This window comes from Arthrobacter oryzae (assembly GCF_003634095.1).
GTDB classification, from domain to species: domain Bacteria; phylum Actinomycetota; class Actinomycetes; order Actinomycetales; family Micrococcaceae; genus Arthrobacter; species Arthrobacter oryzae.
Genome location: NZ_RBIR01000007.1, coordinates 136,799 through 160,921, shown reverse-complemented (window position 1 = coordinate 160,921; position 24,123 = coordinate 136,799). Strand labels below are relative to the sequence as shown.

Genomic DNA, 24,123 nt, shown 5'->3' with positions numbered 1-24,123 from the left:
GGATCCACCTGACCGCAGCACCCCAAACCCAGAAAGCTTGGACTATGAGCCAGTCTGAACGCGACGTGAAACAGCCGACCAGTGCTTCGGCAGGGGCCTCCTTCGACGTCCACGGGATCGTGGGGATAGATGTGGAGGCCGGGACGCCGGGTGAACCGCAGCTGCGGGATATGTTCGCGCCCTTCCTCGGGGAGTCGCGCGCGCCACGTCGGATCAGCATCGGCGGCAAAGTATCACCGGTCTCCGGCCAGTCGCACGCGGAGGATGCGTACCGTTTCACGGGGGATTCCCTGTACATCCCGGCCGACCGCGTTCAGATCATGGAGACGAAGGACGGCTACCGGGTCGAAGGCGCCGGCGAGCTTCTCACCTCGGTGATTCCGCTGCTGGATCGTCTGTGTGTCCGGGACGAGACGGCAATGATCCATGCCGCGGTAGTGGACTTCCGCGGCTCCGGGGTCCTGCTGCCGGCCTGGGGCGGCGTCGGGAAGACGAGCACGGTGGCGAAGCTGGTTGCGATGCACGACGTGCGCTTCATGGCAGACGACTGGGCCTTCATGGGCGCCGGCGGAATGCTCATGGGCTACGCCAAACCGATGTTCATCAAACCCCACCACCGGGCTATTTACCCGGACATGTTCCGGGGGACGCGCAAGCCGCTGGCCCCCGGATGGCTCACAACTCCCGTGGCCCACCTGGCAACGGCGGTTCATCCCGTCATCGTCCGCTACCCGAAAACGGCCGCGTTCACCCGGCGCTGGTCCCCTGAGCACCGCATGGTTCAGCCCGAGCACGTCTTCGGTGCCGAGCGGATTTCTTCGGCGGCGCCGGCCCAGCTGGCCATCTTCCTCGAACGCTTTGACGGTGCCGACGCCCGGCTGGAGGCACGAAGCGCGGAGTGGATGACGTCCCGGATCGTCGGCAACTTCCATTCGGAGCTGCCCATGGTGTCTCGGCGGCTCGTGGAGGCTTTGGGCGCCACCAGCCTCGTCCCCCTGGAGGAGCATTTCGGGCAGAAGGCCGCCGTGGTGCGCCGGGCCCTGGAAGACGTTCCCTGCTGGCTGCTCCGGCTGCCGGCAGCCTGGTCCGCGGACCAGGCCTCTGACTACATCGCGAACCTGGTCCGCTCGAAACTGGATGAGTGAGGCGAGGTGACGTGAGCGATCTGTTGGTATCGGTTGTGGTTCCGGCGCGCAATGCCGCGCCCTGGCTGGCCGAGTGCCTGGAATCCATCCGCAGCCAGCACCCGCACGAGATGATCGTGATCGATGGCTGCTCGACTGACGATACAGCCGCAATCGCCCGCGAATGCGGGGCGACCGTCATCTCCGACGAGGGGCGCGGCCTGCCGGCCGCGCGGATGCTGGGCGCCCGGCTTGCCACCGGTGACGTCGTCGCCCTGATCGACGCCGACGTCGTGCTTCCACCGGATAGTCTGCGCGGGCTGCTCGCCGAATTCGAGTCCGGCGGCTACGACGGCCTGCAGTTCGGATTGGCCAGCGAAGCCGACGGGCCCGGGTACTGGGGCGCGGCGCTGGCATGGCACCACAACCACAGCCGGGTACGCGGCTGGTTCGGCGTCAGCGCGACGCTGATGCGCCGCGACGTGCTCCTCGCGGTGGGTTTCGACGACGACTTCCGCTCCGGGGAGGATGTGGAGCTGCGGATCCGTTTGGAGCAGGCCGGCTACCGGCTCGGCGTCTCCGACAATGTTGTGGTCCGGCACCGGTTCGGCGACACGTTCGCCTACGCCAAGGACCAATGGCTCCAGGACGGGGCCGGCATGGCCCGGACCGTCCGCAAGCATCGGCGCCACGGCTGGCTGGTGTTTCTGCCCCTACTGGCGACCTTGCGGGGTGCGGGCATGTCCCTGTTCCGCGCACCGCGCTTCCTGCCATATTGGGCGGGCTTCCTCGTCTACAACTACAGCGCCATGTTCGGTGAACTCCTGCGGCCGGCCCACAAACCCATCTCCGTGGGCGGGAACGCGGCCTGGTTAGCCGCCGCGAGGATCGCCCCCATGGTTACCGGGTTCCTGTTCTGGGCCCTCGCGGCCCTGGTGCTGCTGCCGGCGCAAATAGGCCTCGGCTCGGCGGTGGTGTCTGCAGCCCTCCTGACCGTGCAGCTGGGGATGCTCGGCGTCGGGCCGGCCACGCTGACGCTTCTGCCCGCCGAAACTGACGGCGGACGGCGCCTGATCGCCACGAGCCTGCTCACCGTCGCCGCGTTCTCCCTGCTGGGGGCGGGACTGCTGGTGATGATCACGCGTTGGATCGGCACGGGGGTGGGCGAGGCATGGAACGATCCCCTGGTCACCGATCTCTTCCTGGCCACGGCGCTCCTGGCCGCGTGCGCCTATCAGCTTGACCACGTCGGCGTAGCCCAGCAACGTGCCGATCGGACCCTGGTCAGGAGCCTCGCGCAGAGCCTCGTGCAGCTCGCGGTCCTGGCCGCGGCATTCTCCCTTGGGATCCGTGACCTGGCGGCGGTGGTGGGCGCTGTCGCTGCCGGGGCGCTGGCTAGTGTCCTCGTGGGCCTCAACCAACTTGGCCGGGCCAAGGTGTCCCCCGACTGGCGGCATGGTCTCCGGCCCCGCCCGGCCCTGAGACTCCTGAAGCCGGGGCTCCCCAACCATGCCCTCATGCTGGCGGACCGCGCTCCGGGGTACCTGCTCCCGCTCATCGTCGCGGCCACCTTGGGCGCCGCACCCACCGCTGCGTGGTACATGGTGTGGATGATGGCCTCCGCGGTGTTCTTCGTGCCGCAGTCAGCCGGATTCACCCTGCAGACCGCCCTCGCGGGGACGCGGGCACGGCCCGGACTCGTGGCCTCCGCGCTGCGGGCCAGTCTCCTGCTCACGCTCGTAGCGGGGCTGATACTGATGCTTGCCGGCCCTGCGCTCCTGGGCTTCCTCGGGTCACAGTACGCGTCCGCATGGGTCCTTCTTCCCGTACTCGTTCCGGCACTCCTCCTCAGCTGCGTGACCCAGGTCTACTACGGGCTGTGCCGGGCCCAAGGGCGACTTTTGGAATCCACGGCAGTCGCGGCACTGGTCGCCCTCCTGGTCGTGGTACCCGCCGCGCCTGTAGCCGAACGCTACGGCCTCACCGGAGTGTCCGTGCTCTGGGCCGTTGCACAAACGGCAGCCTCGCTGATCGCCGCCCGGCGTCTGATCACCCTGACCCGACTGAAGCCCGCCGCCGCAGGCGAGATTCCTTCAGCGGCGCGCCACCTGCCGACCTGAATGGAGAAGTCATGACACGCGAAACGGCAGCAAGCCTCCCAGAGCGCACCTCGAACCGGCATGAGACGGGCGCGCGGGACGGCAGCGTCAAACCGCCAACCCACCGCAATCTCGGACTAACGCCGTCGTGGCACGTCGGCGCCCTGGCCGCTGCAGGCGCAGCCGCCCTCGCCCTCGGCGTCTGGAGCATGACCCAGGTCGATCCCCTGCTGATCGGCGGGGCCGGGCTCATTGGCGCCCTGCCGCCGGCCTACTTCATAGCTCTCGCGCTCAGCCTGGCCGGGTTCGTCACCTCCTTGAGTCTTCGCCGCCTCGTTCCGAGTCTCCTCACCTGGCAGGTCTTGGTCACGGTGGTTATCTTGGACGGCGCCGACCCCATCATCCACGGCTTGCCCCGGCTGGAAGCGAGCTTCCGCCACCTGGGCATCGCCGACACGATTGCACAATCGGGCCAGCTCGATTCGAACCTGGATGCGTACTTCAGCTGGCCGGGATTCTTTAGCCTTTTGGGAATGCTGTCGGGAGCCACGGGGGCCAAGGACCTGATGGGCCTCGCGACCTGGGCGCCGATCGGGATCAACCTCCTCCTGCTGGCACCGCTCCTGGCCTTGGCCAGGCGCCTGACGGCAAATCCGCGCCAGGCGTGGGCGGCCGTATGGATCTTCTATCTGGCAAGTTGGGTTGGGCAGGACTATCTGTCGCCACAGGCCTATTCGTTCGTCCTCATGCTCACCTTGATCGCCTGCCTGCTGAGCGTCTTTGGCGGATGGGCCTGGCCCACCGAGCGCACCCGCTTCTCCCGTTGGCTTGCCCGGAATGTCACCAAGCTCGACGGCGCAGTCCCCCGCCAGGGCGTCCTGGACCTGCCCCGGACGGACGCGGCGGCCCTTGTTGTGGTCTGCGCGCTCTTCCTTCTGGCCATGACAGCCTCCCATCAGCTCAGCCCCTTCGCCGTGATTCCCATCCTGGCCGCCATGCTTCTGACCGGGCGGCTCCGGCTCCGCTTCCTGCCCGTCCTTGCCGTGCTCCTGCCCGTGGGTTGGCTGCTCTTTGCGGCTTCAACATTCCTGCAGGGGCACTTCGGCCAGCTCTTCGGCTCGCTGGGCGACATCGGGGCAAACAGCCTCGGCGCGCTGAGCAACAGGGTGTCAGGCAGCGACGCACATCTTCTCGTCGTCTATACCCGCATGGCCGAGGTCGCCCTGGTCTGGATCCTCGCCGCCGTCGGCGCCTTTGTGGGCTACCGGCGAAAGGCGCCGTGGCTGGCAGCCGCGGCCGGGGCTGTTGCGCCGCTGGTACTGATTCCCCTCCAGTCCTATGGCGGCGAGCTGCTCCTTCGCCTGTACCTTTTCAGCCTGCCGTTTGCGGTGTGCCTGACGGTGCTGCCGCTGATGTCGGATAAATCGGCCGGAGTGGGCCTGAAGCGAGCCCTTGGTCTGTTGGTCATGGGCGCTGTGCTGGCCACCACCACGGTGGTTTCGCGGTACGGCAATGACAGCATGGAGAGCTTCAGCGAAGATGAAATCGCCGTAGTGAACCACCTCTATTCGACGGCGCCCACCGGCGCCATCCTCATCGAAGCGGTTCGCAACACCCCCTGGAGATTCCAGCACTACGCGGACTATGACTACCGGGCGCTCCTTGCTGCCGAGCCCGGTCCCAACGCCCCGCCGCTCAGCTGTGACGCGGTCAACCAGATCGCCCATAACGCGGGCGCTTACCTCATCGTTACCCAAAGCCAGCAGAACGCGGCCGAACTTCGCGGCTCAGCTCCTGCGGGCGGTCTTCACAGTTTTGTCACCACATGCGCCGCCAACCCGGGGTGGACAAAGGTTTTTGAGAACTCCGGCGGCGTGATCTTTCATATCGGAGGAGTCAAAAATGGCAAGTGAACGCAGCTACTTAGGCTATGCGACGGCGGCCGTCGCCGTGGCGGCCATACCGCTTTCGTTCGTCGGCCCTGAGGGCCTGCGCCTGGCGGTAATAGGCCTGCTGATGCTGGCCGGCCCTGGAACAGCACTGGTTCTGCTCCTCCGGTTCGCCCCGACGCGCTCGGCCCGTGCCACCGGCGCGCTCCCCCTCGCCATCGCCGTCGCCATCGCCTTCAGCCTGGCGATGTCCACCCTCGTGGCGACGGCGATGATCTACGCGCGGTTGTGGGCCCCTCCGGCGGGTGTATGCATCCTGTCGGCCGTGACCCTCGCCTTCTTGGGACTTGCGCTCAAGCGGCCACAGCGCGTCGAGGTGCGTGCGAAATGATTATTTTCCTGACAGGGCTGGCCACGGTATCGGCACTCGTAGGCTGCGATGTGCTGCGCGTTTTGAAGCCGGACAAGGCACTTCCGCGGACCATGTTGATCATCACCGCAGCCCTGCTGGCCGTAGTCGGCATCTCTGCAATCGTGCAGCTGGTGCGGCTGGCGTGAAAGTGGCCAGTCCGCCCGGCGACGCGGCACGAACGCGATACATGAACAAGACGAACCACTCACGGAAAGTATCTTCAATGAGAAAACTCAAAGCACTCAGCACGGTGGGGACGCTCGGAATGCTCGTAGCCGGTTCCCTTGTTTTCGGCTCCGCCCAGGTTGCGACCGCCGCATCCTGCAGTCCCGCACCGACCAACTCCTATCCCGGCACCGTTGTTGTCGCGACCGGTTTTGAGTCGGGCGGCCTCTGCGGGCTCATCCCCACGGTATCGGGCACAGGCACGGCGGCCGTTTCCACCGCCAAGCCCTATGCCGGCACGCATTCCGTGAAGTTGCACGTGACGACGGACATCGGGTCGGTCGCAAACCTTTCCTCCCCGGCGTTCACCGCTGGGACCAAGACCTCGTACGCTGAGGGCTGGTTCAATATCACCGTTGCCGGTGTCTCCGGCAATGATGTCCCCTACTTCCGCTTCTTCTCCGGATCCACCCGGGTTGCCGACATCTACCGCTACAACAGCAACGGGCAGCTGTGGCTCCGGGTGACCGCGCCCAACGGCACCTTTGTCTACACGAAGCTGATCTCCTCCAACATCACGCTGAGCGCCTGGCACCACGTCATCATGCGGGTCACCGCCAACGGCGCCGCGTCGACAGTCCAGGTATGGTTCGACGGCGTGCAGCGCTACAGCAGCACGAGCGTCAACATGCTCGGGAGCAGCTTGAGCAAGGTACAGCTCGGGGCGGAGCACGATCAGCAGAAGGGCGACGAATACATCGATCACGTGGTGATCAAGCGCTCCTAGGAACTGACCCCAAGACGACGGGCGCCGATAGGGGTGCCCGGAGCAACGCCTGATGCCGGGTCGTCACGAGAATGGCAGCAGGGGACCCGTCCCCCGGCTGCCATTCTCGTGCGCTGTAGGCCCTCAGCGTTGCGCTGCTCGCCTTAAAACCCCGTGCCGCACCGGGCCGGCCTCATGCCGGAGACTTGGCTGACCGCACGAAGTCGCCGATTTTGGCCAGGTCCTTGATGCCGCGTGCCGACTCGACGCCGGAGGAGACATCGACGCCCCACGCCCCGGCCTCCGCGGCCGCCCGGGCCACGTTCGCCGGGTCGAGGCCGCCGGCGAGGAGCCACCGCCGGCCGTCAAGCCCCTTGGTCCGGACGGAACCGTAGTCCCAGGCTTCTCCGGAGCCGGGGACAGCGGCGTCGATCAGGAGCATGTCCTCGCCCCAGTCGCCAAAGGCTTCCGGCGCGGCGTCCATGGTGACGGCGCGGATCAGCTTCATCCCGGCGTCGTGGACTGTCCGGACATCCGCGGGCGAACGGTCGCCGTGAAGCTGGACCCAAGCCAGGCCGCTCTGGCGGGCGATGGCCACGGCGTCGGCGGCAGGCTCGTGCCGGAAGACCCCCACCGCGGGCAGGCCGTCCGGGAGGTCCTTCAGGAGGTTCCGGACCTGTTCCGGGGTGACCTCCCGGGGGCTGCGGGTCAGGACGAAGCCGACGGCGTCCGCGCCGGCCCCGGCCGCGGTTCGGACCGATTCCGGGGTGCTGAGACCGCACACTTTGACGAACATTCGGGCTCCTTCTGCGCGCTTCCTGCCTTTGACGTTAGCAAGACCGGGCCGCCGCCGCCGACTTTGCGTCAACGCCGCCCGCAGCAACAGCTGCCCGGGCGCAGCCCCGAAGGGAGGGCCGAAGCGCCGAGGCAGGCAGATAGGCTGAGACCATGGAGATCATCCGCTATGCCGAGCTCAAAGCCCTCCCCTGGCGCAACGGCGGCGGGGTGACGCGCGAAGTGGCACGGCATCCCCGGACCCCGTCCGTTCAAACCGCGAGGCAAAGCACGGCGCCGGACAACGCCTGGGACTGGCGCATCAGCATTGCCGAAGTTTCCAAGGCCGGCGCCTTCTCGGCCTTTGCCGGGATGGAGCGGGTGCTGACCGTGATTGACGGCGAGTTGCTGCTCCTGAGCGTGGACGGCGCAGAGCATCCGCTCGAAAAGTACCGCCCGTTCCGGTTCTCCGGGGACGCCGAGTCGGCCGGGGCACTGCCCACCGGAGACATCCGGGACCTGAACGTCATCACCCGCAACGGATCTTTCAAGGGCTACACGTCCATCATCGAGCTGTCCAAGAAACGCGCCCATCCGGTGTTCGCCGGCCAGTTCGGCATCCTGCTGCAGGGACAGGCGACCGTCAGCCCCGGGGCTGCGGACGGCGCCGCGTCCGGCGCCGCCGCTCCGGAGCCAGCGCCGGAGGCGCAGCGCGTGGAACTGAACCGCTACGACGCCGTCGTCGGGGCTGATACGGCGTCGCCGGAAATCCTGGGCCGCGGCTTCCTGGCGGTCGTCTCCATCGATCCGGCGGAGCCCGGCACGGACTAGGCCTTCGCGGCCTTCACGCGGGCCCCGCTGACGCCTACCGAGTCCCCCGCCAGCCGCTGCGCCAGCCAGATGGGAACGATCGAGACCACAATCAGCACGACGGCCACGACATTGACCACCGGCGCCTGATTCGGGCGGAAGAGGTTCTGCAGGATCCAGATCGGCAGGGTGGTCTCACCGGCCCCGATCGTGAACGTGGTAACGATGATCTCATCGAAGCTCAGCGCGAAGGCCAGCAGCCCGCCGGCCAGCAGGGCCGAACGCAATTGGGGAAAGGTCACCAGCCCGAATGTGGTGAACACGCCGGCACCGAGATCGGCGGAGGCTTCCTCCAGGCCGGCGCTCATGCGCCGGAGCCGGGCAATGACGTTGTTGAACACGGTCACCATGCAGAACGTTGCGTGGGCGATCACCACCGTCCACAGGCTCAGGGGCACGCCCAGGATGGTGGTGAACATGTTGTTCAGGGCGATGCCCGTGACAACGCCGGGCAGCGCGATCGGCAGGATCACCAGGAGGCTGATGACGTCGCGGCCGAAGAACGCGTAACGCTGCAATGACATCGCCAGCAGAGTCCCCAGCACCAGCGAGATGGCGGTCGCCACCAGCGCCACCCACAAGGAGGACACGACGGCGTCCCTCACACCGGGTGAGTCAAAAGCCTTGCCCCACCATTCCAGCGTGAAGCCCTTCGGCGGCCAGCCGAACGTCCGGTCCGCGTTGAAGGAGTTCACCACCACCAGCATCAGCGGGGTGTAGATGAACAACAGCACCAGCGCTGTGATGACGCCCAGGACCACTTTGGCGCCGCGGGAAAGTCTCATGATGCGCCTTTCGCTACAGGTTGTTCAGGGCGCCGGTACGGCGGACGACGAAGAGGTAGAACATGATGATGGCGATCGGAACCAGCGATACCGCCGCGGCAAAGGGCAGGTTGTTCGCGGCTCCGACGTTCGCGTAGACCACGGTGCCGAGCATCTGGGTGGTCCCGCCGACGATCTGGGCCGTGATGTAGTCACCCAGGGACAGGGAGAACGTGAAAATCGTGCCCGCAATGATGGACGGGACCAGCAGCGGAAGCATCACCAGGCGCATGGTGGTCAGCGGCTTCGCGCCGAGGTCCCCGGAGGCTTCCAGCAGGGAGTCGGGCACCCGGTCAAAGCCCGCGTAGATCGGCAGGATCATGTACGGCAGCCAGATGTAGGACAGGGTCAGGATGACCGCCGTCTCGCCGTAGCCCGGCGACGACAAGCCGATCGGCGCGCCGAGCCACTCCAGCAGCCCGCCCTCGGCCAGGACATTCCGCCAGGCGTAGGCCTTGACGAGGTAGCTGGCCCACAGCGGCATCAGCACGGCCACCACAAGCAATTTCTCCCAGCGGGCGCCGGCCACCTTGGCGATGAAGAAGGCGATGGGCAGCGCCAGGATCATGTCGATCACTGTGACCGCGATGGCGATCCACAGTGTCCGGAGCGTGATCCGTTGATACACCGGATCCGTCAGCACGGTGACGATGTTCTCAGTGGTCCAGACCGTGGACACCTGCCCGGTGAAGGTGTCCACGGTCCAGAACGCGGTGATCAGCAGTGCTGCCAGGGCGGCGATATAGACGAGCACCAGCCAGCCGGCAGGGGCCGTAAGCAACGCGGCAAGCCTCAGCCGGGGCGAGCGGTGGAGCAGCGCCGAGAAGGCGTTGGCCTTCGCCCGGGGTACGGCCCCGGAACTACGGGGTGCGCCGGGTGGAAGCTGTTGCGTCTGTTGTGCCATCTCGCCTTATATTCCGCCGGCCCTCGGGCCGGCTGTTCTTTCCGGAGTCAGTACGGTCTGAGGACCGGAATCAGCCCTTAATTGCCGTCCAGGCCTTGGTCCATTCCGAATAGTCGGTGCATTTGACGTCCTTGCGGCCGTCGAGGCATTCGGCCACCGGGGTGGTCCAGTACCAGATCTTTCCGGCGTAGGCCGCATCACTGGAGTGGTACGTCTCGCAGTGCTTGGGGTCCTTGGTCTGCGCGCAGGCTTTCGCGTTGGCCGGGGATTCGCCAAAGTACTCCGCCACCTGGGCATTCACCTTGGGACTGGCGATGTAGTCGAGCCACTTGTAGGCGCAGTTGACGTTCTTGGTCTTGGCCCCGATCATCCAGGTGTCCGACCAGCCGGTGGCACCCTCTGTCGGAACCAGGGTCGCCACTTTAGCGCCGTCGGACGCCGCGATGTTCGCCCCCACCTGCCAGGTGGTGCCGACCACGGTGCTCCCTGAAGTAAAGGCCTGGACCTCCTTGACGACGTCGCTCCAGTACTCGCCGATGTGCGTGCGCTGCTGCTTGAGCAGGTCCACGGCGGCGGCCAGCTGGTCCTTGTCCAGCGCGTACGGGTTCTTGATGCCCAGCTCCGGTTTGTGCGCCATGAGGTACATGGCGGCGTCGGCGATGTAGATGGGCGAATCGTAGGCCGTGACCTTGCCGGTGTGCTTGGCGGCGTCGTCAAACACCGCGCTCCAGGAAGTGGGCGCCGGGGTGACCTTGTCCGTGGAGTACATCAGCAGGTTGGCGCCCCAGCCGTGCGGCATGCCGTAGTTCGTGCCGTTGACGGTATTCCAGGCTTTGTCCTTCAGGAACGGGTAGATATCCGGGTAGTTCTTCAGCAGGCTCATGTTGACCGGCTGCACATCCTGGCCGGCGACCAGGCGCAGCGAGGCATCCCCGGAAGCCGAGACGACGTCGTACTGACCGGTGCGCATCAGCGTCACTGCCTCATCAGAGGTGCCGAACGGCTTGAAGCTGACCTTGCATCCGGTCTCCTTTTCGAACGGATGCACCCAGTCCACGGCGGGGTCGTTGCTGCCGTCCTCGACATACCCCGGCCACCCGAGGATGGACAGCTGGCCTTCACCGGCGCCGATCTCGGTCTTGACCGGCTGCGCCGAGGGCGAGGAGCCCGATCCGCCGCTGGTTCCGCAGCCGGCGAGCGCGAGCGCCGCCGCCGCGACCACCCCGACCACGAGGGAGGCCTTCGTTCTTGGTGCCATGATCCTTACCTTTCGATGGGGGTAAATCGACGAATGGGCGCGGCGCGGCGTCAGGCGCCGTGGGCCGGAAGCCAGACGACGGCGTCGTCGTCCCAGCTCACGGTCACGTGCCGGTTCACCAGCTCCGCGTCGCTGCCGGGAAGCTTTTCCGGAACGAGCGCGACGACGGCGGGGCCGCCGTCGAGCTGCACCCGCACCTGGGTGGCGTGCCCGACGTAGACGAAGGACGTCACCGTTCCGGGCCGGGACGAGGTGCCCGCACGGCCCTCCGCTCCGCCGTTCCAGGCCACGCGCAGCCGCTCGGGCCGGATGCACAGGGGCTCCGCCCGGTCATAGATGCCCGCGGCCTGGCCGGCGTCGAATATGTTGGAGGTCCCGACGAAATTGGCCACGAAAATGCCTCCGGGGCGCTCGTAGATGTCGTGCGCGGTGCCGATCTGTTCGATGCTGCCGTTGTTGAAGACACCGATCCTGTCACTCATGGTCAGGGCCTCCTCCTGGTCGTGAGTGACGAAGATGAAGGTGATCCCCAGCGAGCGCTGCAATTCCTTGAGTTCGACCTGCATCTGCTGCCGGAGCTTCAGGTCCAGCGCGCCGAGCGGCTCGTCCAGCAGAAGGACCTTCGGCTCCACGACGAGCGCCCGGGCCAGGGCAACGCGCTGCCGCTGGCCGCCGGAGAGCTGCGCGGGCTTGCGGCCCACGAATTTCCCGAGCTGGACCCGGTCCAGGGCCTCCCTGGCCCGCTCCCGGCGCTGGTTCGCGGGCATGCCGCGCACGCGCAGCCCGTAGGCGACGTTGTCCACGAGGGACATATGCGGGAACAGTGCGTAGTCCTGAAAAACGGTGTTGACGTCCCGCTGGAAAGGCGCCGTCGCCGTGACGTCCTTGCCCTCGAGTTCAATGCTGCCGGACGTCGGCAGCTCGAAGCCGGCGATCAGCCGCAGGACCGTGGTCTTGCCTGATCCCGACGGGCCGAGCATGGAGAAGAATTCCCCGTTGCGGATGTCCAGGTCCACGGCATTAACCGCGACGGTGTCCCCGAATACCTTGGTGAGCTTGCGGAGGCGGATCGCCGGAACCTCTTCGGTCCCGGTCGCGGAGCCAGCGGCCAGTGTTTCGGTCATGCGGTGCGCCTTACGTCGTTGCCGGTGCGTCGTTGCGGTTGCGTCGTTGCGGTTAGTCCAAGCAGGTGCCACGCAGCGCAATGTGATCCAGGCCACACCGGACTGCTGGCCAAAATGCTATTACTTCATAGGATTTATGTATAGACCCTCCGGCAAAACCGGGATTAGGATGTCATCAGCCCGGACGGCGCACGGCGGCGCCGGTCCCGGACCTTGCACTCAGACCTGCGCGAACGCCCCGGCAGGGGGCGGTTCGCATACCGCTGGAGGGAAGGGAGGCCCTGATGCTGTTGTCGCCCGAGGGCGCCTCCCGGAGCCTCGCGGCCGTGTTCACGCCGATCAAATCCCGCGGCCTCGTTGATGAGGTGTGCGGCCGGATCGAGCAGGCGGTGGAGACCGGCCTGCTGACCAGCGGCCAGCGGCTGCCGAACGAAACCGAACTGGCCGCGGCCCTCGGGGTGTCCGCGGTGACGGCGCGTGAGGCGCTGTCCCAGCTGCGCGCCTCGGGCATCATCCGGACCGCGCGCGGCCGCAGCGGCGGAAGCTTCATAGCCGATGACGTGCTGCCCTCCCGGGAACGGGCCCTGGCGCAACTGCACGAGCTGAGCCGGCTGCAGATCCGGGACCTGGCGCTGCACTATCAGGCGATCGCCGCGGCCTGCGCGGGAGTCGCGGCGCGGCGCTCCGACGCCGCCGACGTCGCCACGCTGCGGTCGTTCATTCCCGCGGCGGACGATGATCCCCCGAGCTGGCGCCTGGCGCTGTCCGAGTTCCTGCTGGAAGTCGCGGCCATTGCCCGCTCGGCCCGGCTGGCCCGGGAACTCATCCGACTGCAGGCCGATCTCGGCACGTTCACGCTGCTGCCTTGTGCCGACTCCGGGTACCGCGCGCGCACCAGGGTGATCCTCGAGGACGTGGCCGCCGCGATCGAGTGCCACCGGCCCGGGGCCGCCGAAACGGAGGTCAAGGCCCTGATCTCGGCCACCACCGACTGGCTGCTGGCCGAGCAGGCCAAACGCTACTGGCCGGACGATTTTGATCCGCCGCACTGACGCCATCGGCCGCTATCGACCGCACGACCTTCATCACCCCGTCCCGGCACCTTCGAGCTAAGGCAAGGAATCATGTCCGAAGCCACCTCCGCCGCGGGGCCGTCCGCAGCATCGGCCGAGCCCGCCCCCGTAGCGACGGCAGCCGAGCAGGCCGCCGTCGAACTCGACGCCACCATCGCCGGAATCGAGCAGCGCCTTGCGGCCTGGGCCGCCGAGACCGGGGCCGCCCTGGCCGCCATGTCCGGGAAGGTCACCGGCACGGCCGTGGACAAGCTCATCCGGCCGGTGGTCGAGGAGCTCGTGCAATTGCCCGGCGGCTACGCAGCCGGCGCGGGATTCATCGCCAACGCCGGGCTGCTCGGGCCCGAGCGCAGCTACATCGCCTGGTGGCAGGGACCGGACCTGGAACCGGTGGATGCGCTGGCGAACTTCAGCCCCAACTCCATCAGCCGCTACGTCAAGGCCGAGTGGTTCAGGATCCCCGTCGAAACGGGCAGGGCGCATGTCACCGGGCCCTACGTGGACTTCCTCTGCACCGACGAGTACGTCCTGACCTTCACGCACCCGGTCTTCGCCCGCCCCGACGGCCCGGTCGCAGGAATCGTGGGCGTCGACGTCACGGTCCAGCGCCTTGAACGCTGGGCGATGCCGGCCCTGCGCCGTGTCGGCCCCCGGGCGGTGCTGGCCAACGCCGACGGCCGGGCCGTGGTGTCAGCGGCGTCCGACATCGACGCCGGAGACCTTGCCGCGCCGGACGAGCCGTGCCGGCACTACCCGGTGGGGCGCACGTTCACGGTCTGGAGCGACGCCGTCGCGCGCTAAGCCGGCCTTGCTAAACTTGGACGCCAAGGCCCCCTGTCCGGGGCCTCCGGACGACGGTTCAGTACCCGGTGCGCGACAAGACTGGCCACAGGAGCTCTCATGTCGTGGCTAATACTCATTCTTTCCGGGGCCCTGGAGGCCGTCTGGGCCGCCGCCCTGCACCGCACCACACAGGCCACGGGCCGCCGCCGGGTGGTCCCGGGATTGGTCTTCCTCGTCTCCGTCCTTGCCAGCACAGGGGGCCTCGCCGTCGCGATGCAGTCCATCCCGCCCGGCACCGGCTATGCCGTCTGGGTGGGGGTAGGCGTGGTGCTGACCTCCGCTTACGCGATTATCACCAGGGTTGAACGCGCGACGGCGGCCCGGATCCTGCTGCTCGGCGGGATCGCGGCGAGCGTCGTCGGCCTGAAGCTGGTGGCATGATCATGGCATCGAATAGCCGCCCCGAAGACCGTTCCGCAGCCCTTGCCTGGCTGATCCTGCTCGCGTCCGCCGTGCTGGAGGCGGTCTGGGCCACGGCCCTGGGCCTGTCGGAAGGGTTCACCCGCCCGCTGCCCACCCTGGTGTTCGCGGTGGCGGCCACCCTCAGCATGGCCGGACTCGGCACGGCTGTGAAGCGCATCCCGCTCGGTACCGCCTACGCGGTCTGGGTGGGGATCGGCGCGGCCCTGACGGTCGGCTGGGCGATGGCCACCGGCGTCGAACCGGCCAGCCCGCTCAAGCTGCTGTTCATCGCCGGGATCGTCGGCTGCGCTGCGGGCCTGAAACTCCTGCCGGCCGGGAAGGCCGCGGCTTCCCCGACGCTCCCGCCCAGTTAGTCCAAGCCCGGCGCGTGAATCGCCGGCAACACGCCGTGTCCGGGGCCGCTGCCGGGAAGCAAACGGGCAGGAGCGCAGGAATAGCCGCGCGCGCCCCGGGGTTCTTGGCAGGGACGGAGCTTCTCCGGAACTATTCAGCGCGCGAATGGAGATCCAGATGACGGCAGCACCAGTCCAGCTCGGCGACGGCCTTACGGTCAGCCCCCTGGGATTCGGCGGCATGGCCCTGACCCCTGTGTACGGGGAAGTGGACCCGGCCGAGGCCCTGAAAACTTTGCACGACGCCGTCGACGCCGGAGTCACGTTCCTGGACACGGCGGACATCTACGGCGGCGGCAGCAACGAGGAGCTGATCGGGCAGCTGCTCAAGGAGCGGCGGGACGAGGTCCAGCTGGCCACCAAGTTCGGCCTGGTGGGTAACCCAGCGGCCGGCTACACCGACATCCGTGGCGACGCCGCCTACGTGGAACAGGCCGTGGACCGCAGCCTGCAGCGGCTGGGCACCGACACCATCGACCTGTACTACATGCACCGCCGTGACCTCCGCGTTCCGATTGTGGAAACCGTGGAGGCCATGGCGAAGCTGGTACAGGCCGGCAAGGTGCGGCACCTGGGCCTGTCCGAAGTGACGGCCGAGGAGCTGCGCGATGCGAGCAAAGTCCACCCGATCGCCGCGGTCCAGAGCGAATGGTCCATCTGGAGCCGCGATGTGGAACGCAACGTTGTTCCTGCCGCGGCCGGGCTCGGCGTGGGCTTCGTGCCCTACTCGCCGCTGGGCCGGGGATTCCTCACCGGCACAGTGGACGCGTCAAAGCTGGGCAGCAACGACTTCCGCCGCAACATCCCGCGCTTCGCCCAAAGTGCGGCAGCGTCCAACCAGGGCGTGGTGGCAGCCGTGAAGACTGTCGCCGCCGAGCTGACCGTCTCCGGGCAACCGGCGACGCCTGCCCAGGTGGCGCTGGCCTGGCTTCTGGGCCAGGGCCGGAAGTTCGGATTGCCGGTGGTCCCCATCCCCGGCACCCGCAAGGCGGACCGGATCGATGAGAACCTCGGCGCCTTGGCGCTGGTCCTGACGCCGGCGCAACTCGAGGCGCTCGACGCCGCCGCGGATGCCGTCGTCGGCTCCCGCTCCGCGGACCCCACCTGGGTGTCCGAGGGCCGTGAATGACCGCGTCCGTAAACTGAAGCCCATGGACTCGCTCATTCACTCTTTACGTGACATCACCATCCGCCGGATTTCGGTCAGCGAGATGGACAACAACGTGTATCTACTCACCAGCAAAGTATCCGGCGCGCAGCTCCTGATCGATGCGGCCGATGATCTGGCCGCCATCGAGGAACTGCTCGCGGATGCCGCCGCGGACACTGCCGCGGCGCCGAAGCTGGCGCTAATTGCCACCACCCACCAGCACTGGGACCACGTCCGCGCACTGCCGGGGCTGGTTGAAGCGACCGGGGCGAAGACGGCGGCCGGGACGGAAGACGCCCCCGGGCTGCCGGTGCCGGTCGATGTACTGCTGGATCACGGGGACGTCGGCACCTTCGACGGCTTCGACGTGACCGCCGTGCATCTGCGCGGCCATACCCCGGGCTCGATTGCCCTGGTGTACCAAGACCCGGAGGGGCCGGCACATATCTTCTCCGGCGACTCGCTGTTTCCCGGCGGCGTGGGCAACACCCAGAAGGATCCGGCGCGGTTTGCCCAGCTGATCACCGATGTCAGCGAGCGGCTGTTCGACGTCTACCCGGATGACACCGTGGTGCACCCCGGCCACGGCAAGCCCACCACCCTGGGTGCGGAACGCCCACATCTGGATGAGTGGCGCGCCCGCGGCTGGTAAGTTTCAGCCCTTTTATGCGGCGTTTTCGGACAGCCGCCGCGTTTTCGGACGGCCGCTAGGGGGATCCCCGTAGCGGCCGTCCGTTTTCGTAGCGGAAACCCGAAACCTTAGCGGCTGCGGCGTTCGTTCGAGGCCGGAGCCGAAGCGCGGCGGGGGCCGCTGCGGGCCGGACGGCCTTCGCCGGAGCGGCCGTTGCCGCCGCCCGCGTAGGAGCCGCCCGAGGTGCCGCCGGTGTTTGAGGACCAGACAGCCGCGCTGCCTCCGGCTTTGCTGCCGCCGGACTTGGCGCCGGCCGCGGCACGCTGGCCCGTGGCCGGACGTCCGCCGCGCTGGCCGCCGGTTGCGCCACCCGTGCGGGATGCGCCGCCGGTGCGCGGTGCGCCGCCGGTCCGGGGTGCGCCGCCGGTCCGGGGTGCGCCGCTGCGGGGAGCCGAAGCGCCCCGGGTGTCGCTGCGTCCTTCTGCGGCGCGTCCGTCGGAACCTCGGCCGGCCGAAGCGCGGCCGCCTGCGGACGGAACATCGTTGCGGTGCGTGCCGTACGAGGTGGAGCGGGCGCGGACGCTGCGGCGCTCGGCGCGCTCGGCATCCTGCCGGTCCTCGTTGCGCTCGATGACACGCTCTGCGGCGTTGCGGGCAGCAGCCTGGCCTTCGTAGGCCACGGCACGGCGTTCGGCACGGGGAAGGTCGGTGCGGGGAGCCTCGGCTCCGACGCGTCCGCGTCCGCCACGGCCGCCGCGGCCACCCGCAGTGGGTGCAGCCTGGGTGGTCCGGCGGGCGCGCTTGCGCTCGGCGTTGGCACCGGTGGAGCTGCCACCGCCCTGGTTGGACTTGGCGGCCAGCAGCGCGGCGCGGGTGCGCGGGTCGATCTTGTCGGCCATTTCGCCGACCAGCTGGGCGACCAGCGGCGAGCTGGCGGTGACGCGCTCGAAGTTGACCTCGACGCCGGCAGCCTTCATGAGCTTCTTGACGTCGGACTGCTGCTCGGGAAGCGTCAGGGTCACAACCGTGCCGTCGGAACCGGCGCGGGCCGTACGGCCGGAGCGGTGCAGGTACGCCTTGTGCTCCGTGGGCGGATCCACGTGGATGACCAGCTCGACGTCGTCGACGTGGACGCCGCGGGCCGCGACGTCGGTGGCCACCAGGACGCGGACCTCGCCGGAGGAGAACTCGGCCAGGTTGCGGTCACGGGCGTTCTGCGAGAGGTTGCCGTGCAGGTCGACGGCGGGGATGCCGGCGTCGGTGAGGGTCTTGGCAAGCTTGCGGGCGTGGTGCTTGGTGCGCAGGAAGAGCACGCGGCGGCCGGCGCCGGAGGCGAGCTCGACGATCAGCTGCTTCTTGACGGTCTGGTCGTTGACGACGAGCACGTGGTGTTCCATGGTGGTCACCGCGGCCTGTGATTCATCCACGGCGTGCGTCAGCGGGTTGGACAGGTAACGCTGGACGATCTTGTCAACGCCGTTGTCCAGGGTGGCGGAGAAGAGCAGGCGCTGGCCCTGCCTGGGGGTCATGTCCATGAGCTTCTTGACCACCGGCAGGAAGCCGAGGTCGGCCATGTGGTCGGCCTCGTCCAGGACGGTGATTTCGACGCCTTCGAGGGTCAGGATGCGCTGGCGGATCAGGTCCTCCAGGCGGCCCGGGCAGGCGATGACGATGTCGACGCCGGCGCGCAGGGCCTTTTCCTGGCGGGCCTGGGAGATGCCGCCGTAGATCACAGTGGTATTCAGGCCCATGGCCTTGGCCATCGGCTCGATGGTCGCGTTGATCTGGGTGGCCAGCTCACGGGTCGGCGCGAGGACCAGGCCCATCGGGCGGCCGGGCTTGCGGAAGTGCTTGGCTTCCCGCTCAGCGAGTCGTGCTACAAGCGGGATGGCGAAAGCGATGGTCTTGCCGGAGCCGGTGCGGCCGCGGCCGAGGACGTCGCGTCCGGCCAGGGTGTCCGGGAGGGTCTTGACCTGGATGGGGAACGGTTCAACGATTCCCTGGGCGGTAAGGGTGTCGGCAAGGGCCTTGGGCGTGCCGAGGGCAGCGAAAGTAGTCATGTGTTTCAAGGTCTTTCAGGCGGTATCCATGCGGATATCGGCCCCCGGTGCCGGTTGGCCCAGGGGTTCGCCGAAGAAAAGTCAGGTGATCAACCGGGCTGCTGCCAAAGTTCAGCAAGCGGCCGCCGGGACCAAATGGAACGCGTTCATCGACGCAGGATGTGCCTCTCACATGAAAAAAACCCACTGCCTGCGAACGCATTCCCGAAGGGATCCGGCAGGGGATCCGAAAGGCGGGCCGAAGCCGGTCAACCGGAACCAAAGTGGGCATCACTGCACATCAAGTTTCACCAGTCTATCATCCGGCGGGACCCGGCCCCCTATCCGCGGACTTCGGGGCCGTTCCTAGCCCGCCAGGCGGGGGGCCTGGAACAGCGGGATGTGGGGCGACTGGGAGGGTATGCGGACGGACGTGGGGCCGGGCGCCGGGGACGCCGTGCGGGCAGCGCCCGGGGGTGCCGCACGCAGGATCACCAGGGCCTCGGCGTCAATCAGGCGGCGCGTACCCGTCCGGGAATCCAGGATCCAGAAGAGGTCCACGGCAGTGACCGTCTGGGTCACCGTGCCCCGGTGGAAGAGTTTGCCGTTATGCCAGGCCTCGATCTCATCGCCCACGTTCAGCTCGCCGGAGCGGCGGATGTGCCGTGCTTCGTCAACGTCCATGATCATTGCCTTCCCCAGCGTTTCAACGTCTTGCGCCCAGCATTCACGACCCACGTTTCGAAATCGTTTCCGGAGCGTGTTTTCCGTGTGTCACTTCGCCTCCGCCGCACTTTGCGGCGTCAAGGCCGGGCCGTGACCGCGGCCGATGACCGCCGCCGTCGCCCGCGATCGCAGCCGGCCGCCGCATCATTGACCGCCGCCGCGTCCCGGAGGAGCATGGTGGGCGGACAGGCGATGAGAGGAGACGGGGCCCGATGCCGGAACTGGCCGCCGCAGGTTTCTTTCGCGCCCTCCAGGTGCTGTTGCTGCCCATCGGGATCGCGGGCTACATCGCGGGCGTCCCGAGGCTGCTCGCGTACAGCCGGCGCACGGGCGTCTCGGCAACCTTGCTGTCGTCCCTCTACGCCCGCTACATGCAGCACCGCCTCGAAACGAGACCGGACGTCCCGGCGGCCCGGCTGATGGCAGTCATGCCAAATGTGTCCCAGGAAGGGTTCCGGCTCGAGACTGCCCCCACCCTCGTGGGCCACCTGCTGACCGGCTACGTTCCCCGGATCTACCGCTACCCGTACCAGGGACCGGCTCCGATGCACCACCAGCCGACGGCGCGGACCAGCCTCTACGATGCCGCCCTCCAGCGGCATCTGACCGGCGTTGACCAGCTCGTGGTCCTCGGCGCAGGGTTCGACACCCGGGCTTTCCGGCTGGCACAGGAAGACCGCATACGATGCTTTGAAATCGACCTTCCCCGGACTCAGGCGTTCAAGCTGAAGATGCTTGAGAAAGCCGGCCTGTCGACGCATCAGGCCACGTACGTATCCGCCGACTTTGAGACCGAGGACTGGATGGAGAACCTGGTAGCGGCCGGATTCGACCCCGGCAAGCCGGCGTTCTTTCTGTGGGAGGCGGTGACCATGTACCTTGACCGCGCCTCGGTAGAGGCAACGCTGCGCCGCATCGCCGGCAGCGCACCCGGAAGCGTCGTGGCCTTCGACTACTTCTCCCGGGACACCGTCGCCTCGCGATCGCCGTACATGCGGTACGCCAGGGCCACCGCGTCATACGTCGGCGAACCGCTGACATTTGGCATCGACAACACTCCCCCGGCCAGGAAGAGCGCGGCAGACTTTGTCGGGTCCTTCGGACTGGCCCTTGAGGAGCACCGGAATTTCGGTAGGGAGACCCGGCGCCGGTCCGCGCCGGCCGGGTTCGTCACCGCCGTCGTGCCCGCCGCGGCCGCCCGCGGTCCGCAGCCCGATGGCCCTAAGCCAAACACACAGCGTAACCCGGCAGAGCGCCGCAATGAGGGGAACCCATGACAGAGAGCCACAGCCATGACCACGCCGCGACCGATGCTGAGATGCCCGGCACCGCGGCCCAGATGTGGGACGAAAAGTACAGCAGCCGCTCCAGGATGTGGAGCGGTGAGCCCAATCCGCAGCTCATCGCGGAGGCGGCGCAGCTGCCTCCCGGCAAGGCGCTGGACCTGGGGTGCGGGGAGGGCGCGGACGCCATCTGGCTCGCCGCCCGCGGATGGGCAGTGACGGCCTTGGATGTCTCCGCCGTCGCCCTTGAACGCGCGGCCGCACACGCCCGGGAACGGGGCCAGGACGCCAACATCGAGTGGGTGCAGCAGGACCTGGCCACGTGGGTTCCGGACCGGTTGTTCGACCTCGTCACGGCCCAGTTCCTTCATTCCACCCTGATGCCGTGGCAACAGGCATTGCAGCTCGCGGCGGCCGCGGTGCGGACCGGCGGCACGCTGTTGATCGTCGGCCACCACCCCGACGGGCTGCCGCCGTGGGGCGCGCACCATACCCCGGAGAAGTTCTTCACCGCCGAGGATCTTGCCCGTGAGCTCGGGATCGAGGAACCCGAGTGGCGCATCGAGGTCCTGGACACCCGGCATCGCCTCGTCGTCGGCCCCGAGGGCGAGGCGGCGTCCCTCTCCGACGCCGTCCTCCGGGCCACCCGGCTGGCCGCGCAGTAAAGCGCGCGCGCCGCATGTGACGCAGTTCACTCCGTTTCGACCGTGAGGATTCCCGCTCCGGGCCCGTCTTACCTATGACGGCGCCACGGAGCGCCACCCTCAACCGATCAGGAGTGATTGCCTTGACCACCCAGACGCACACCCCGGCAGACATTCAGAAGCACACCAACCCGGCAGTCGCGGCGAAGACCCCCGCATTGACGGACCCCGCTCCGGCCGCAGGGGCGGACGGCCGCGGCGCGACCACCGTCGCAGACGGCGTAGTGGCGAAGATTGCCGGCATCGCGATCCAGGAAATCGAGGGCGTGCACGCCCTCGGCGGCGGAGCGGCCCGCGCGCTGGGAACCCTGCGGGAAAAGGTCGGCCAGAAGGACCTCACCCAGGGCGTCAGCGTGGAAGTCGGACAGACCCAGGTGGCGGTCGACGTCACCTTGGTGGTCGAATACCCGCACCCGCTCCAGCAGGTGGCCGATAACGCCCGCGACGCCGTCTACACGGCCATCGAGGACCTCGTCGGCATGGAGGTGACCGAAGTCAACATCACCATCACTGACATCCATGTAGCCTCCGACGACGACGGTGCCGCCGACGCCCGGACCGAGCCGAGGGTGGCTTGAGCCCCACCCTGGCCGGCCTGGCCATCGGAGCAGTCCTGGCCGGGGCGGCCCTGGCGTTCGGGTTCTGGGGCTTCCTGCTCACCGCGCTGATGATGGGGGCGGGGGCCGTGCTGGGCCGCGCCGCCGAGGGCCGGCTTGATCTTGGCGGAGTGCTCGACGCCCTGCGCGGCAAGCGCTCCTCCTCATGACGCGGGCGGGGCACACCCGGATCGCCCCGGCCGCGCTCAGGCACACCATCGAGACCATTGCGGCGCGCGCCTTCGGCGTCCCGGGGGCCAACGTCGCCGCGGTGCTGGAGGACGATGCGGGCCGGCTCGGCGCAACAGTCTCCGTGCACCTGGCTCTGCCGCCGCTGCTCGGCAGGGGCCGGGGACCGGGCCCGCTCCGCGGGGTGGACGGCGGCACCGTCTTCGACCTGTCCCGGGCGGCCCGGGCAACTATTATTTCCCGCGGCCTGGACCTCACCGGCCGGACGCTGGGCCGGGTCGATATCCGGCTCCGCGGGGCCAAACAGCCCGCCGGCCCCGCCAGGGTGGACGCACCGGCCGGCCGGCCGCACCCGAATCCCATGGAAAGGAACGCGACGTGAGCCAGCATCGAGTCATCCGCCGCCTCGTCCGCCGGGAGACCCATTCCTCGCGGGCCGCCGCGTCCGCCCTGACCGCCGGCGCACTTGCCGCAATCTTCCTCTGGCTGGCCCTCGAGGCCGTGCTGGCGCTGCTTCAGCAAAGCCCGCTCCTGGCCAGCCCCGACCGGCTGGGCCGCTGGCTCGCCGGCGTGCCGGCCAACACGCCCCCGGCCGGGCTGGTGGCGGCCGGCGCAGGCCTGGCAGCCCTTGGCCTGGTGCTGTTCGCGGCCGCAGCGACGCCCGGCCGCCGGTCCCGGCACGCCGTGCACAGCGACCGGAGCGCCGTCGTGGTCGATGACGAGGTCATCGCCTCAGCCGTGTCCCTGCGGGCGCGCCTCACAGCGGGGCTGGCGCGCGGGCAGGTGAGCACCACGGTGGGCAGGCGGGCCGTCCGCGTCCTGGTGCGCCCGACGTCGGGCATCCCCGCGGACCGGGACAAGATCGGCACCGCGGTGGACGCCGAGCTCGCCACGTATGCCCTGGACCGCCGCATCACACCCTCCATCCACATCTCCAGGGAAGGGGCGCTGGGGCAATGAGCCAAACCAACAGGGTACTGAACCGGATCCTGCTGGCCCTGGCGGGACTCGTGCTGCTCGCCGCCGGCACCGCCACGGCGGCGGCCGGAATCCTGCCGGACATCGCTGCCTTTTGGACAGCCGCGGGGTCCTCCCTCATGGACCGGGCCGGAAGCCTCCTCGCCGCGGCGCCGCTCCCTGGCCCGGCCCGCAGTTGGTGGGCCGTGGCCGGAGTCGCCGCTCCCCTCCTGGCGGCCGCGCTCAGCATCGCCTGGGTCGCATCGCAGGGCGGCGGCCGGACACCCCGGGTGGCCCGCGAGACTGACGGCGGCCTCGGCACCACTGTGGTCGAAACCGGACTCGTCTCGGCGGCCGTCAAGCAAGCCCTGGACGGCAGCCCCCTGATACTCGGCACCACGGTCTCGGCCTGGGAAACCCGGGGCAAAACCGGACTCCGGCTGCAGCTACAGGCACGGCAGGGAGCCTCCCCCCGGGAGATCGCGGACACCGCCGACCAACTGGTCCGGGGCATCGACGCATTGCTGGGCCATCCGCTGCCGGTTCTGGTCCGAATCACCAGCGGCACCAGGACCAAGGTGGCTGGACCCGGCCGCGCCCGCTGACCGGGTGGATGCACTGCAACGCCGCTTCACAGAGTAGGAACTCGAAGGGAACATCATGGGAATCGACGACAAGGCTAACCGCACGGTCATCCACCACATCGGTGCGGCCAAGGAAGGTGCCGGCAACGTGACGGGCAACCAGGATCTCAAGCGCGAGGGCCAGTACGAGCAGGCCCAGGCGAAACTGCAGGACGCAGGGGACCGGGTCAAGGATGCCGCTGCTGACCTCGGGGAAAACATCAAGGATGCCGCGCGCAAGCTCAAGGAAGGCTTCAGCAAGGAGTAGCCCGCCCTCAGCCATGG

At 68.3% G+C, this 24,123-nt stretch carries 28 protein-coding genes and 1 riboswitch; of the genes, 21 read left to right on the top strand and 7 right to left on the bottom strand.

The genetic code is table 11. From position 1 onward, the window contains the following. Positions 1-44 precede the first annotated feature (44 nt). The 6 genes from C8D78_RS15275 to C8D78_RS15255 all read left to right on the top strand — a co-directional run bounded on the left by C8D78_RS15275 (position 45) and on the right by C8D78_RS15255 (position 6,476). Positions 45-1,145 carry a hypothetical protein gene (locus C8D78_RS15275; RefSeq protein ID WP_120954710.1) on the top strand — a complete coding sequence of 367 codons (1,101 nt, stop codon included), beginning with the start codon at positions 45-47 and terminating at the stop codon, positions 1,143-1,145. Positions 1,146-1,156: 11 nt separating this feature from the next. Next, positions 1,157-3,244, top strand: coding sequence for a glycosyltransferase (locus C8D78_RS15270; protein WP_120954709.1), 2,088 nt, complete (start codon positions 1,157-1,159; stop codon positions 3,242-3,244). Between the two features lie 11 nt (positions 3,245-3,255). After that, complete coding sequence (locus C8D78_RS15265) at positions 3,256-5,136, top strand: hypothetical protein (protein ID WP_120954708.1); 1,881 nt, start codon at positions 3,256-3,258, stop codon at positions 5,134-5,136. Continuing rightward, positions 5,126-5,503, top strand: a complete 378-nt coding sequence (locus tag C8D78_RS15260) for a hypothetical protein (RefSeq protein WP_120954707.1) — start codon at positions 5,126-5,128, stop codon at positions 5,501-5,503. The genes C8D78_RS15265 and C8D78_RS15260 overlap by 11 nt, the downstream gene beginning before the upstream one ends. Further along, entirely contained in the window at positions 5,500-5,670 is a 171-nt protein-coding gene (locus C8D78_RS19750) for a hypothetical protein (protein WP_167467925.1), read from the top strand. Before C8D78_RS15260 ends, C8D78_RS19750 begins: the two co-directional genes overlap by 4 nt. A 77-nt stretch (positions 5,671-5,747) precedes the next feature. After that, on the top strand, positions 5,748-6,476 hold the full coding sequence (locus C8D78_RS15255; RefSeq protein ID WP_244208429.1) for a LamG domain-containing protein: 729 nt from the start codon (positions 5,748-5,750) through the stop codon (positions 6,474-6,476). Positions 6,477-6,648: 172 nt separating this feature from the next. Here C8D78_RS15255 and C8D78_RS15250 read toward each other — a convergent pair whose 3' ends face one another. Further along, the gene (locus tag C8D78_RS15250) at positions 6,649-7,251 is read right to left on the bottom strand and encodes a phosphoribosylanthranilate isomerase (protein ID WP_120954706.1); all 603 of its coding nucleotides are present in this window, start codon (positions 7,249-7,251) and stop codon (positions 6,649-6,651) included. A gap of 152 nt (positions 7,252-7,403) precedes the next feature. Between C8D78_RS15250 and C8D78_RS15245 the strand changes: the two genes are divergently transcribed. After that, a complete protein-coding gene (locus C8D78_RS15245; RefSeq protein WP_120954705.1) occupies positions 7,404-8,060 on the top strand; it encodes a HutD/Ves family protein in 657 nt (218 codons plus the stop codon). Here the strand turns inward: C8D78_RS15245 and C8D78_RS15240 are convergent. The 4 genes from C8D78_RS15240 to C8D78_RS15225 form a co-directional block, all read right to left on the bottom strand. Then, entirely contained in the window at positions 8,057-8,884 is an 828-nt protein-coding gene (locus C8D78_RS15240; protein ID WP_120954704.1) for an ABC transporter permease, read from the bottom strand. The genes C8D78_RS15245 and C8D78_RS15240 overlap by 4 nt on opposite strands. Before the next feature lie 13 nt (positions 8,885-8,897). After that, positions 8,898-9,827: an ABC transporter permease gene (locus C8D78_RS15235; protein WP_208641976.1), complete on the bottom strand. Its 930-nt coding sequence runs from the start codon at positions 9,825-9,827 to the stop codon at positions 8,898-8,900. Positions 9,828-9,897: 70 nt separating this feature from the next. Beyond that, on the bottom strand, positions 9,898-11,085 hold the full coding sequence (locus tag C8D78_RS15230; RefSeq protein ID WP_120954703.1) for an ABC transporter substrate-binding protein: 1,188 nt from the start codon (positions 11,083-11,085) through the stop codon (positions 9,898-9,900). A gap of 50 nt (positions 11,086-11,135) precedes the next feature. Then, on the bottom strand, positions 11,136-12,209 hold the full coding sequence (locus C8D78_RS15225; protein ID WP_120954702.1) for an ABC transporter ATP-binding protein: 1,074 nt from the start codon (positions 12,207-12,209) through the stop codon (positions 11,136-11,138). A 284-nt stretch (positions 12,210-12,493) separates the two neighbouring features. Here C8D78_RS15225 and C8D78_RS15220 point away from each other — a divergent pair, with 284 nt between their 5' ends. The 6 genes from C8D78_RS15220 (at position 12,494) to C8D78_RS15195 (ending at position 16,742) form a co-directional block, all read left to right on the top strand. Beyond that, a complete protein-coding gene (locus C8D78_RS15220) occupies positions 12,494-13,261 on the top strand; it encodes a FadR/GntR family transcriptional regulator (RefSeq protein ID WP_120954701.1) in 768 nt (255 codons plus the stop codon). 72 nt (positions 13,262-13,333) lie between these two features. After that, a complete protein-coding gene (locus tag C8D78_RS15215) occupies positions 13,334-14,083 on the top strand; it encodes a cache domain-containing protein (RefSeq protein WP_120954700.1) in 750 nt (249 codons plus the stop codon). 23 nt (positions 14,084-14,106) lie between these two features. After that, positions 14,107-14,173: riboswitch (guanidine-III (ykkC-III) riboswitch) on the top strand. Positions 14,174-14,182: 9 nt separating this feature from the next. Next, positions 14,183-14,506 carry a DMT family transporter gene (locus C8D78_RS15210; protein WP_120954699.1) on the top strand — a complete coding sequence of 108 codons (324 nt, stop codon included), beginning with the start codon at positions 14,183-14,185 and terminating at the stop codon, positions 14,504-14,506. A 2-nt stretch (positions 14,507-14,508) separates the two neighbouring features. Further along, positions 14,509-14,901 carry a DMT family transporter gene (locus C8D78_RS15205; protein WP_120954770.1) on the top strand — a complete coding sequence of 131 codons (393 nt, stop codon included), beginning with the start codon at positions 14,509-14,511 and terminating at the stop codon, positions 14,899-14,901. A gap of 157 nt (positions 14,902-15,058) precedes the next feature. Continuing rightward, positions 15,059-16,069, top strand: a complete 1,011-nt coding sequence (locus C8D78_RS15200; RefSeq protein ID WP_120954769.1) for an aldo/keto reductase — start codon at positions 15,059-15,061, stop codon at positions 16,067-16,069. A 22-nt stretch (positions 16,070-16,091) separates the two neighbouring features. Next, positions 16,092-16,742, top strand: a complete 651-nt coding sequence (locus C8D78_RS15195; protein ID WP_120954698.1) for an MBL fold metallo-hydrolase — start codon at positions 16,092-16,094, stop codon at positions 16,740-16,742. Between the two features lie 107 nt (positions 16,743-16,849). Here the strand turns inward: C8D78_RS15195 and C8D78_RS15190 are convergent, their stop codons facing one another. Beyond that, positions 16,850-18,781 (bottom strand): DEAD/DEAH box helicase, encoded by a 1,932-nt coding sequence (locus C8D78_RS15190; protein WP_120954697.1) that lies wholly within the window; start codon positions 18,779-18,781, stop codon positions 16,850-16,852. A 345-nt stretch (positions 18,782-19,126) separates the two neighbouring features. Beyond that, positions 19,127-19,444 (bottom strand): hypothetical protein, encoded by a 318-nt coding sequence (locus C8D78_RS15185; protein WP_244208428.1) that lies wholly within the window; start codon positions 19,442-19,444, stop codon positions 19,127-19,129. Positions 19,445-19,698: 254 nt separating this feature from the next. Here C8D78_RS15185 and C8D78_RS15180 point away from each other — a divergent pair, with 254 nt between their 5' ends. The 8 genes from C8D78_RS15180 to C8D78_RS15145 all read left to right on the top strand — a co-directional run bounded on the left by C8D78_RS15180 (position 19,699) and on the right by C8D78_RS15145 (position 24,106). Next, positions 19,699-20,763, top strand: a complete 1,065-nt coding sequence (locus tag C8D78_RS15180) for a class I SAM-dependent methyltransferase (protein WP_120954695.1) — start codon at positions 19,699-19,701, stop codon at positions 20,761-20,763. Further along, the gene (locus C8D78_RS15175) at positions 20,760-21,434 is read left to right on the top strand and encodes a class I SAM-dependent methyltransferase (RefSeq protein ID WP_120954694.1); all 675 of its coding nucleotides are present in this window, start codon (positions 20,760-20,762) and stop codon (positions 21,432-21,434) included. The genes C8D78_RS15180 and C8D78_RS15175 overlap by 4 nt, the downstream gene beginning before the upstream one ends. A gap of 122 nt (positions 21,435-21,556) precedes the next feature. Continuing rightward, positions 21,557-22,051 carry an Asp23/Gls24 family envelope stress response protein gene (locus tag C8D78_RS15170; protein WP_120954693.1) on the top strand — a complete coding sequence of 165 codons (495 nt, stop codon included), beginning with the start codon at positions 21,557-21,559 and terminating at the stop codon, positions 22,049-22,051. Beyond that, positions 22,048-22,239, top strand: coding sequence for a hypothetical protein (locus C8D78_RS15165; RefSeq protein ID WP_120954692.1), 192 nt, complete (start codon positions 22,048-22,050; stop codon positions 22,237-22,239). The genes C8D78_RS15170 and C8D78_RS15165 overlap by 4 nt, the downstream gene beginning before the upstream one ends. Continuing rightward, the gene (locus C8D78_RS15160) at positions 22,236-22,640 is read left to right on the top strand and encodes a hypothetical protein (protein WP_208641975.1); all 405 of its coding nucleotides are present in this window, start codon (positions 22,236-22,238) and stop codon (positions 22,638-22,640) included. Before C8D78_RS15165 ends, C8D78_RS15160 begins: the two co-directional genes overlap by 4 nt. Next, entirely contained in the window at positions 22,637-23,218 is a 582-nt protein-coding gene (locus tag C8D78_RS15155) for an Asp23/Gls24 family envelope stress response protein (RefSeq protein ID WP_120954691.1), read from the top strand. The genes C8D78_RS15160 and C8D78_RS15155 overlap by 4 nt, the downstream gene beginning before the upstream one ends. After that, the gene (locus tag C8D78_RS15150) at positions 23,215-23,820 is read left to right on the top strand and encodes a hypothetical protein (RefSeq protein ID WP_120954690.1); all 606 of its coding nucleotides are present in this window, start codon (positions 23,215-23,217) and stop codon (positions 23,818-23,820) included. The genes C8D78_RS15155 and C8D78_RS15150 overlap by 4 nt, the downstream gene beginning before the upstream one ends. 55 nt (positions 23,821-23,875) lie before the next feature. Next, entirely contained in the window at positions 23,876-24,106 is a 231-nt protein-coding gene (locus tag C8D78_RS15145; RefSeq protein ID WP_120954689.1) for a CsbD family protein, read from the top strand. Positions 24,107-24,123: the final 17 nt, after the last annotated feature.

What these genes read in the sequence shown, in the direction of transcription:
- C8D78_RS15275 (WP_120954710.1), top strand. Translation starts at nt 45, where the DNA reads ATGAGCCAGTCTGAACGCGACGTGAAACAGCCGACCAGTGCTTCGGCA.
- C8D78_RS15215 (WP_120954700.1), top strand. Translation starts at nt 13,334, where the DNA reads ATGTCCGAAGCCACCTCCGCCGCGGGGCCGTCCGCAGCATCGGCCGAG.
- C8D78_RS15240 (WP_120954704.1), bottom strand. Translation starts at nt 8,884, where the DNA reads ATGAGACTTTCCCGCGGCGCCAAAGTGGTCCTGGGCGTCATCACAGCG.
- C8D78_RS15210 (WP_120954699.1), top strand. Translation starts at nt 14,183, where the DNA reads ATGTCGTGGCTAATACTCATTCTTTCCGGGGCCCTGGAGGCCGTCTGG.
- C8D78_RS15250 (WP_120954706.1), bottom strand. Translation starts at nt 7,251, where the DNA reads ATGTTCGTCAAAGTGTGCGGTCTCAGCACCCCGGAATCGGTCCGAACC.
- C8D78_RS19750 (WP_167467925.1), top strand. Translation starts at nt 5,500, where the DNA reads ATGATTATTTTCCTGACAGGGCTGGCCACGGTATCGGCACTCGTAGGC.
- C8D78_RS15225 (WP_120954702.1), bottom strand. Translation starts at nt 12,209, where the DNA reads ATGACCGAAACACTGGCCGCTGGCTCCGCGACCGGGACCGAAGAGGTT.
- C8D78_RS15185 (WP_244208428.1), bottom strand. Translation starts at nt 19,444, where the DNA reads ATGGACGTTGACGAAGCACGGCACATCCGCCGCTCCGGCGAGCTGAAC.
- C8D78_RS15235 (WP_208641976.1), bottom strand. Translation starts at nt 9,827, where the DNA reads ATGGCACAACAGACGCAACAGCTTCCACCCGGCGCACCCCGTAGTTCC.
- C8D78_RS15205 (WP_120954770.1), top strand. Translation starts at nt 14,509, where the DNA reads ATGGCATCGAATAGCCGCCCCGAAGACCGTTCCGCAGCCCTTGCCTGG.
- C8D78_RS15175 (WP_120954694.1), top strand. Translation starts at nt 20,760, where the DNA reads ATGACAGAGAGCCACAGCCATGACCACGCCGCGACCGATGCTGAGATG.
- C8D78_RS15195 (WP_120954698.1), top strand. Translation starts at nt 16,092, where the DNA reads ATGGACTCGCTCATTCACTCTTTACGTGACATCACCATCCGCCGGATT.
- C8D78_RS15200 (WP_120954769.1), top strand. Translation starts at nt 15,059, where the DNA reads ATGACGGCAGCACCAGTCCAGCTCGGCGACGGCCTTACGGTCAGCCCC.
- C8D78_RS15150 (WP_120954690.1), top strand. Translation starts at nt 23,215, where the DNA reads ATGAGCCAAACCAACAGGGTACTGAACCGGATCCTGCTGGCCCTGGCG.
- C8D78_RS15190 (WP_120954697.1), bottom strand. Translation starts at nt 18,781, where the DNA reads ATGACTACTTTCGCTGCCCTCGGCACGCCCAAGGCCCTTGCCGACACC.
- C8D78_RS15220 (WP_120954701.1), top strand. Translation starts at nt 12,494, where the DNA reads ATGCTGTTGTCGCCCGAGGGCGCCTCCCGGAGCCTCGCGGCCGTGTTC.
- C8D78_RS15245 (WP_120954705.1), top strand. Translation starts at nt 7,404, where the DNA reads ATGGAGATCATCCGCTATGCCGAGCTCAAAGCCCTCCCCTGGCGCAAC.
- C8D78_RS15255 (WP_244208429.1), top strand. Translation starts at nt 5,748, where the DNA reads ATGAGAAAACTCAAAGCACTCAGCACGGTGGGGACGCTCGGAATGCTC.
- C8D78_RS15265 (WP_120954708.1), top strand. Translation starts at nt 3,256, where the DNA reads ATGACACGCGAAACGGCAGCAAGCCTCCCAGAGCGCACCTCGAACCGG.
- C8D78_RS15230 (WP_120954703.1), bottom strand. Translation starts at nt 11,085, where the DNA reads ATGGCACCAAGAACGAAGGCCTCCCTCGTGGTCGGGGTGGTCGCGGCG.
- C8D78_RS15145 (WP_120954689.1), top strand. Translation starts at nt 23,876, where the DNA reads ATGGGAATCGACGACAAGGCTAACCGCACGGTCATCCACCACATCGGT.
- C8D78_RS15180 (WP_120954695.1), top strand. Translation starts at nt 19,699, where the DNA reads ATGCCGGAACTGGCCGCCGCAGGTTTCTTTCGCGCCCTCCAGGTGCTG.
- C8D78_RS15260 (WP_120954707.1), top strand. Translation starts at nt 5,126, where the DNA reads ATGGCAAGTGAACGCAGCTACTTAGGCTATGCGACGGCGGCCGTCGCC.
- C8D78_RS15160 (WP_208641975.1), top strand. Translation starts at nt 22,236, where the DNA reads ATGACGCGGGCGGGGCACACCCGGATCGCCCCGGCCGCGCTCAGGCAC.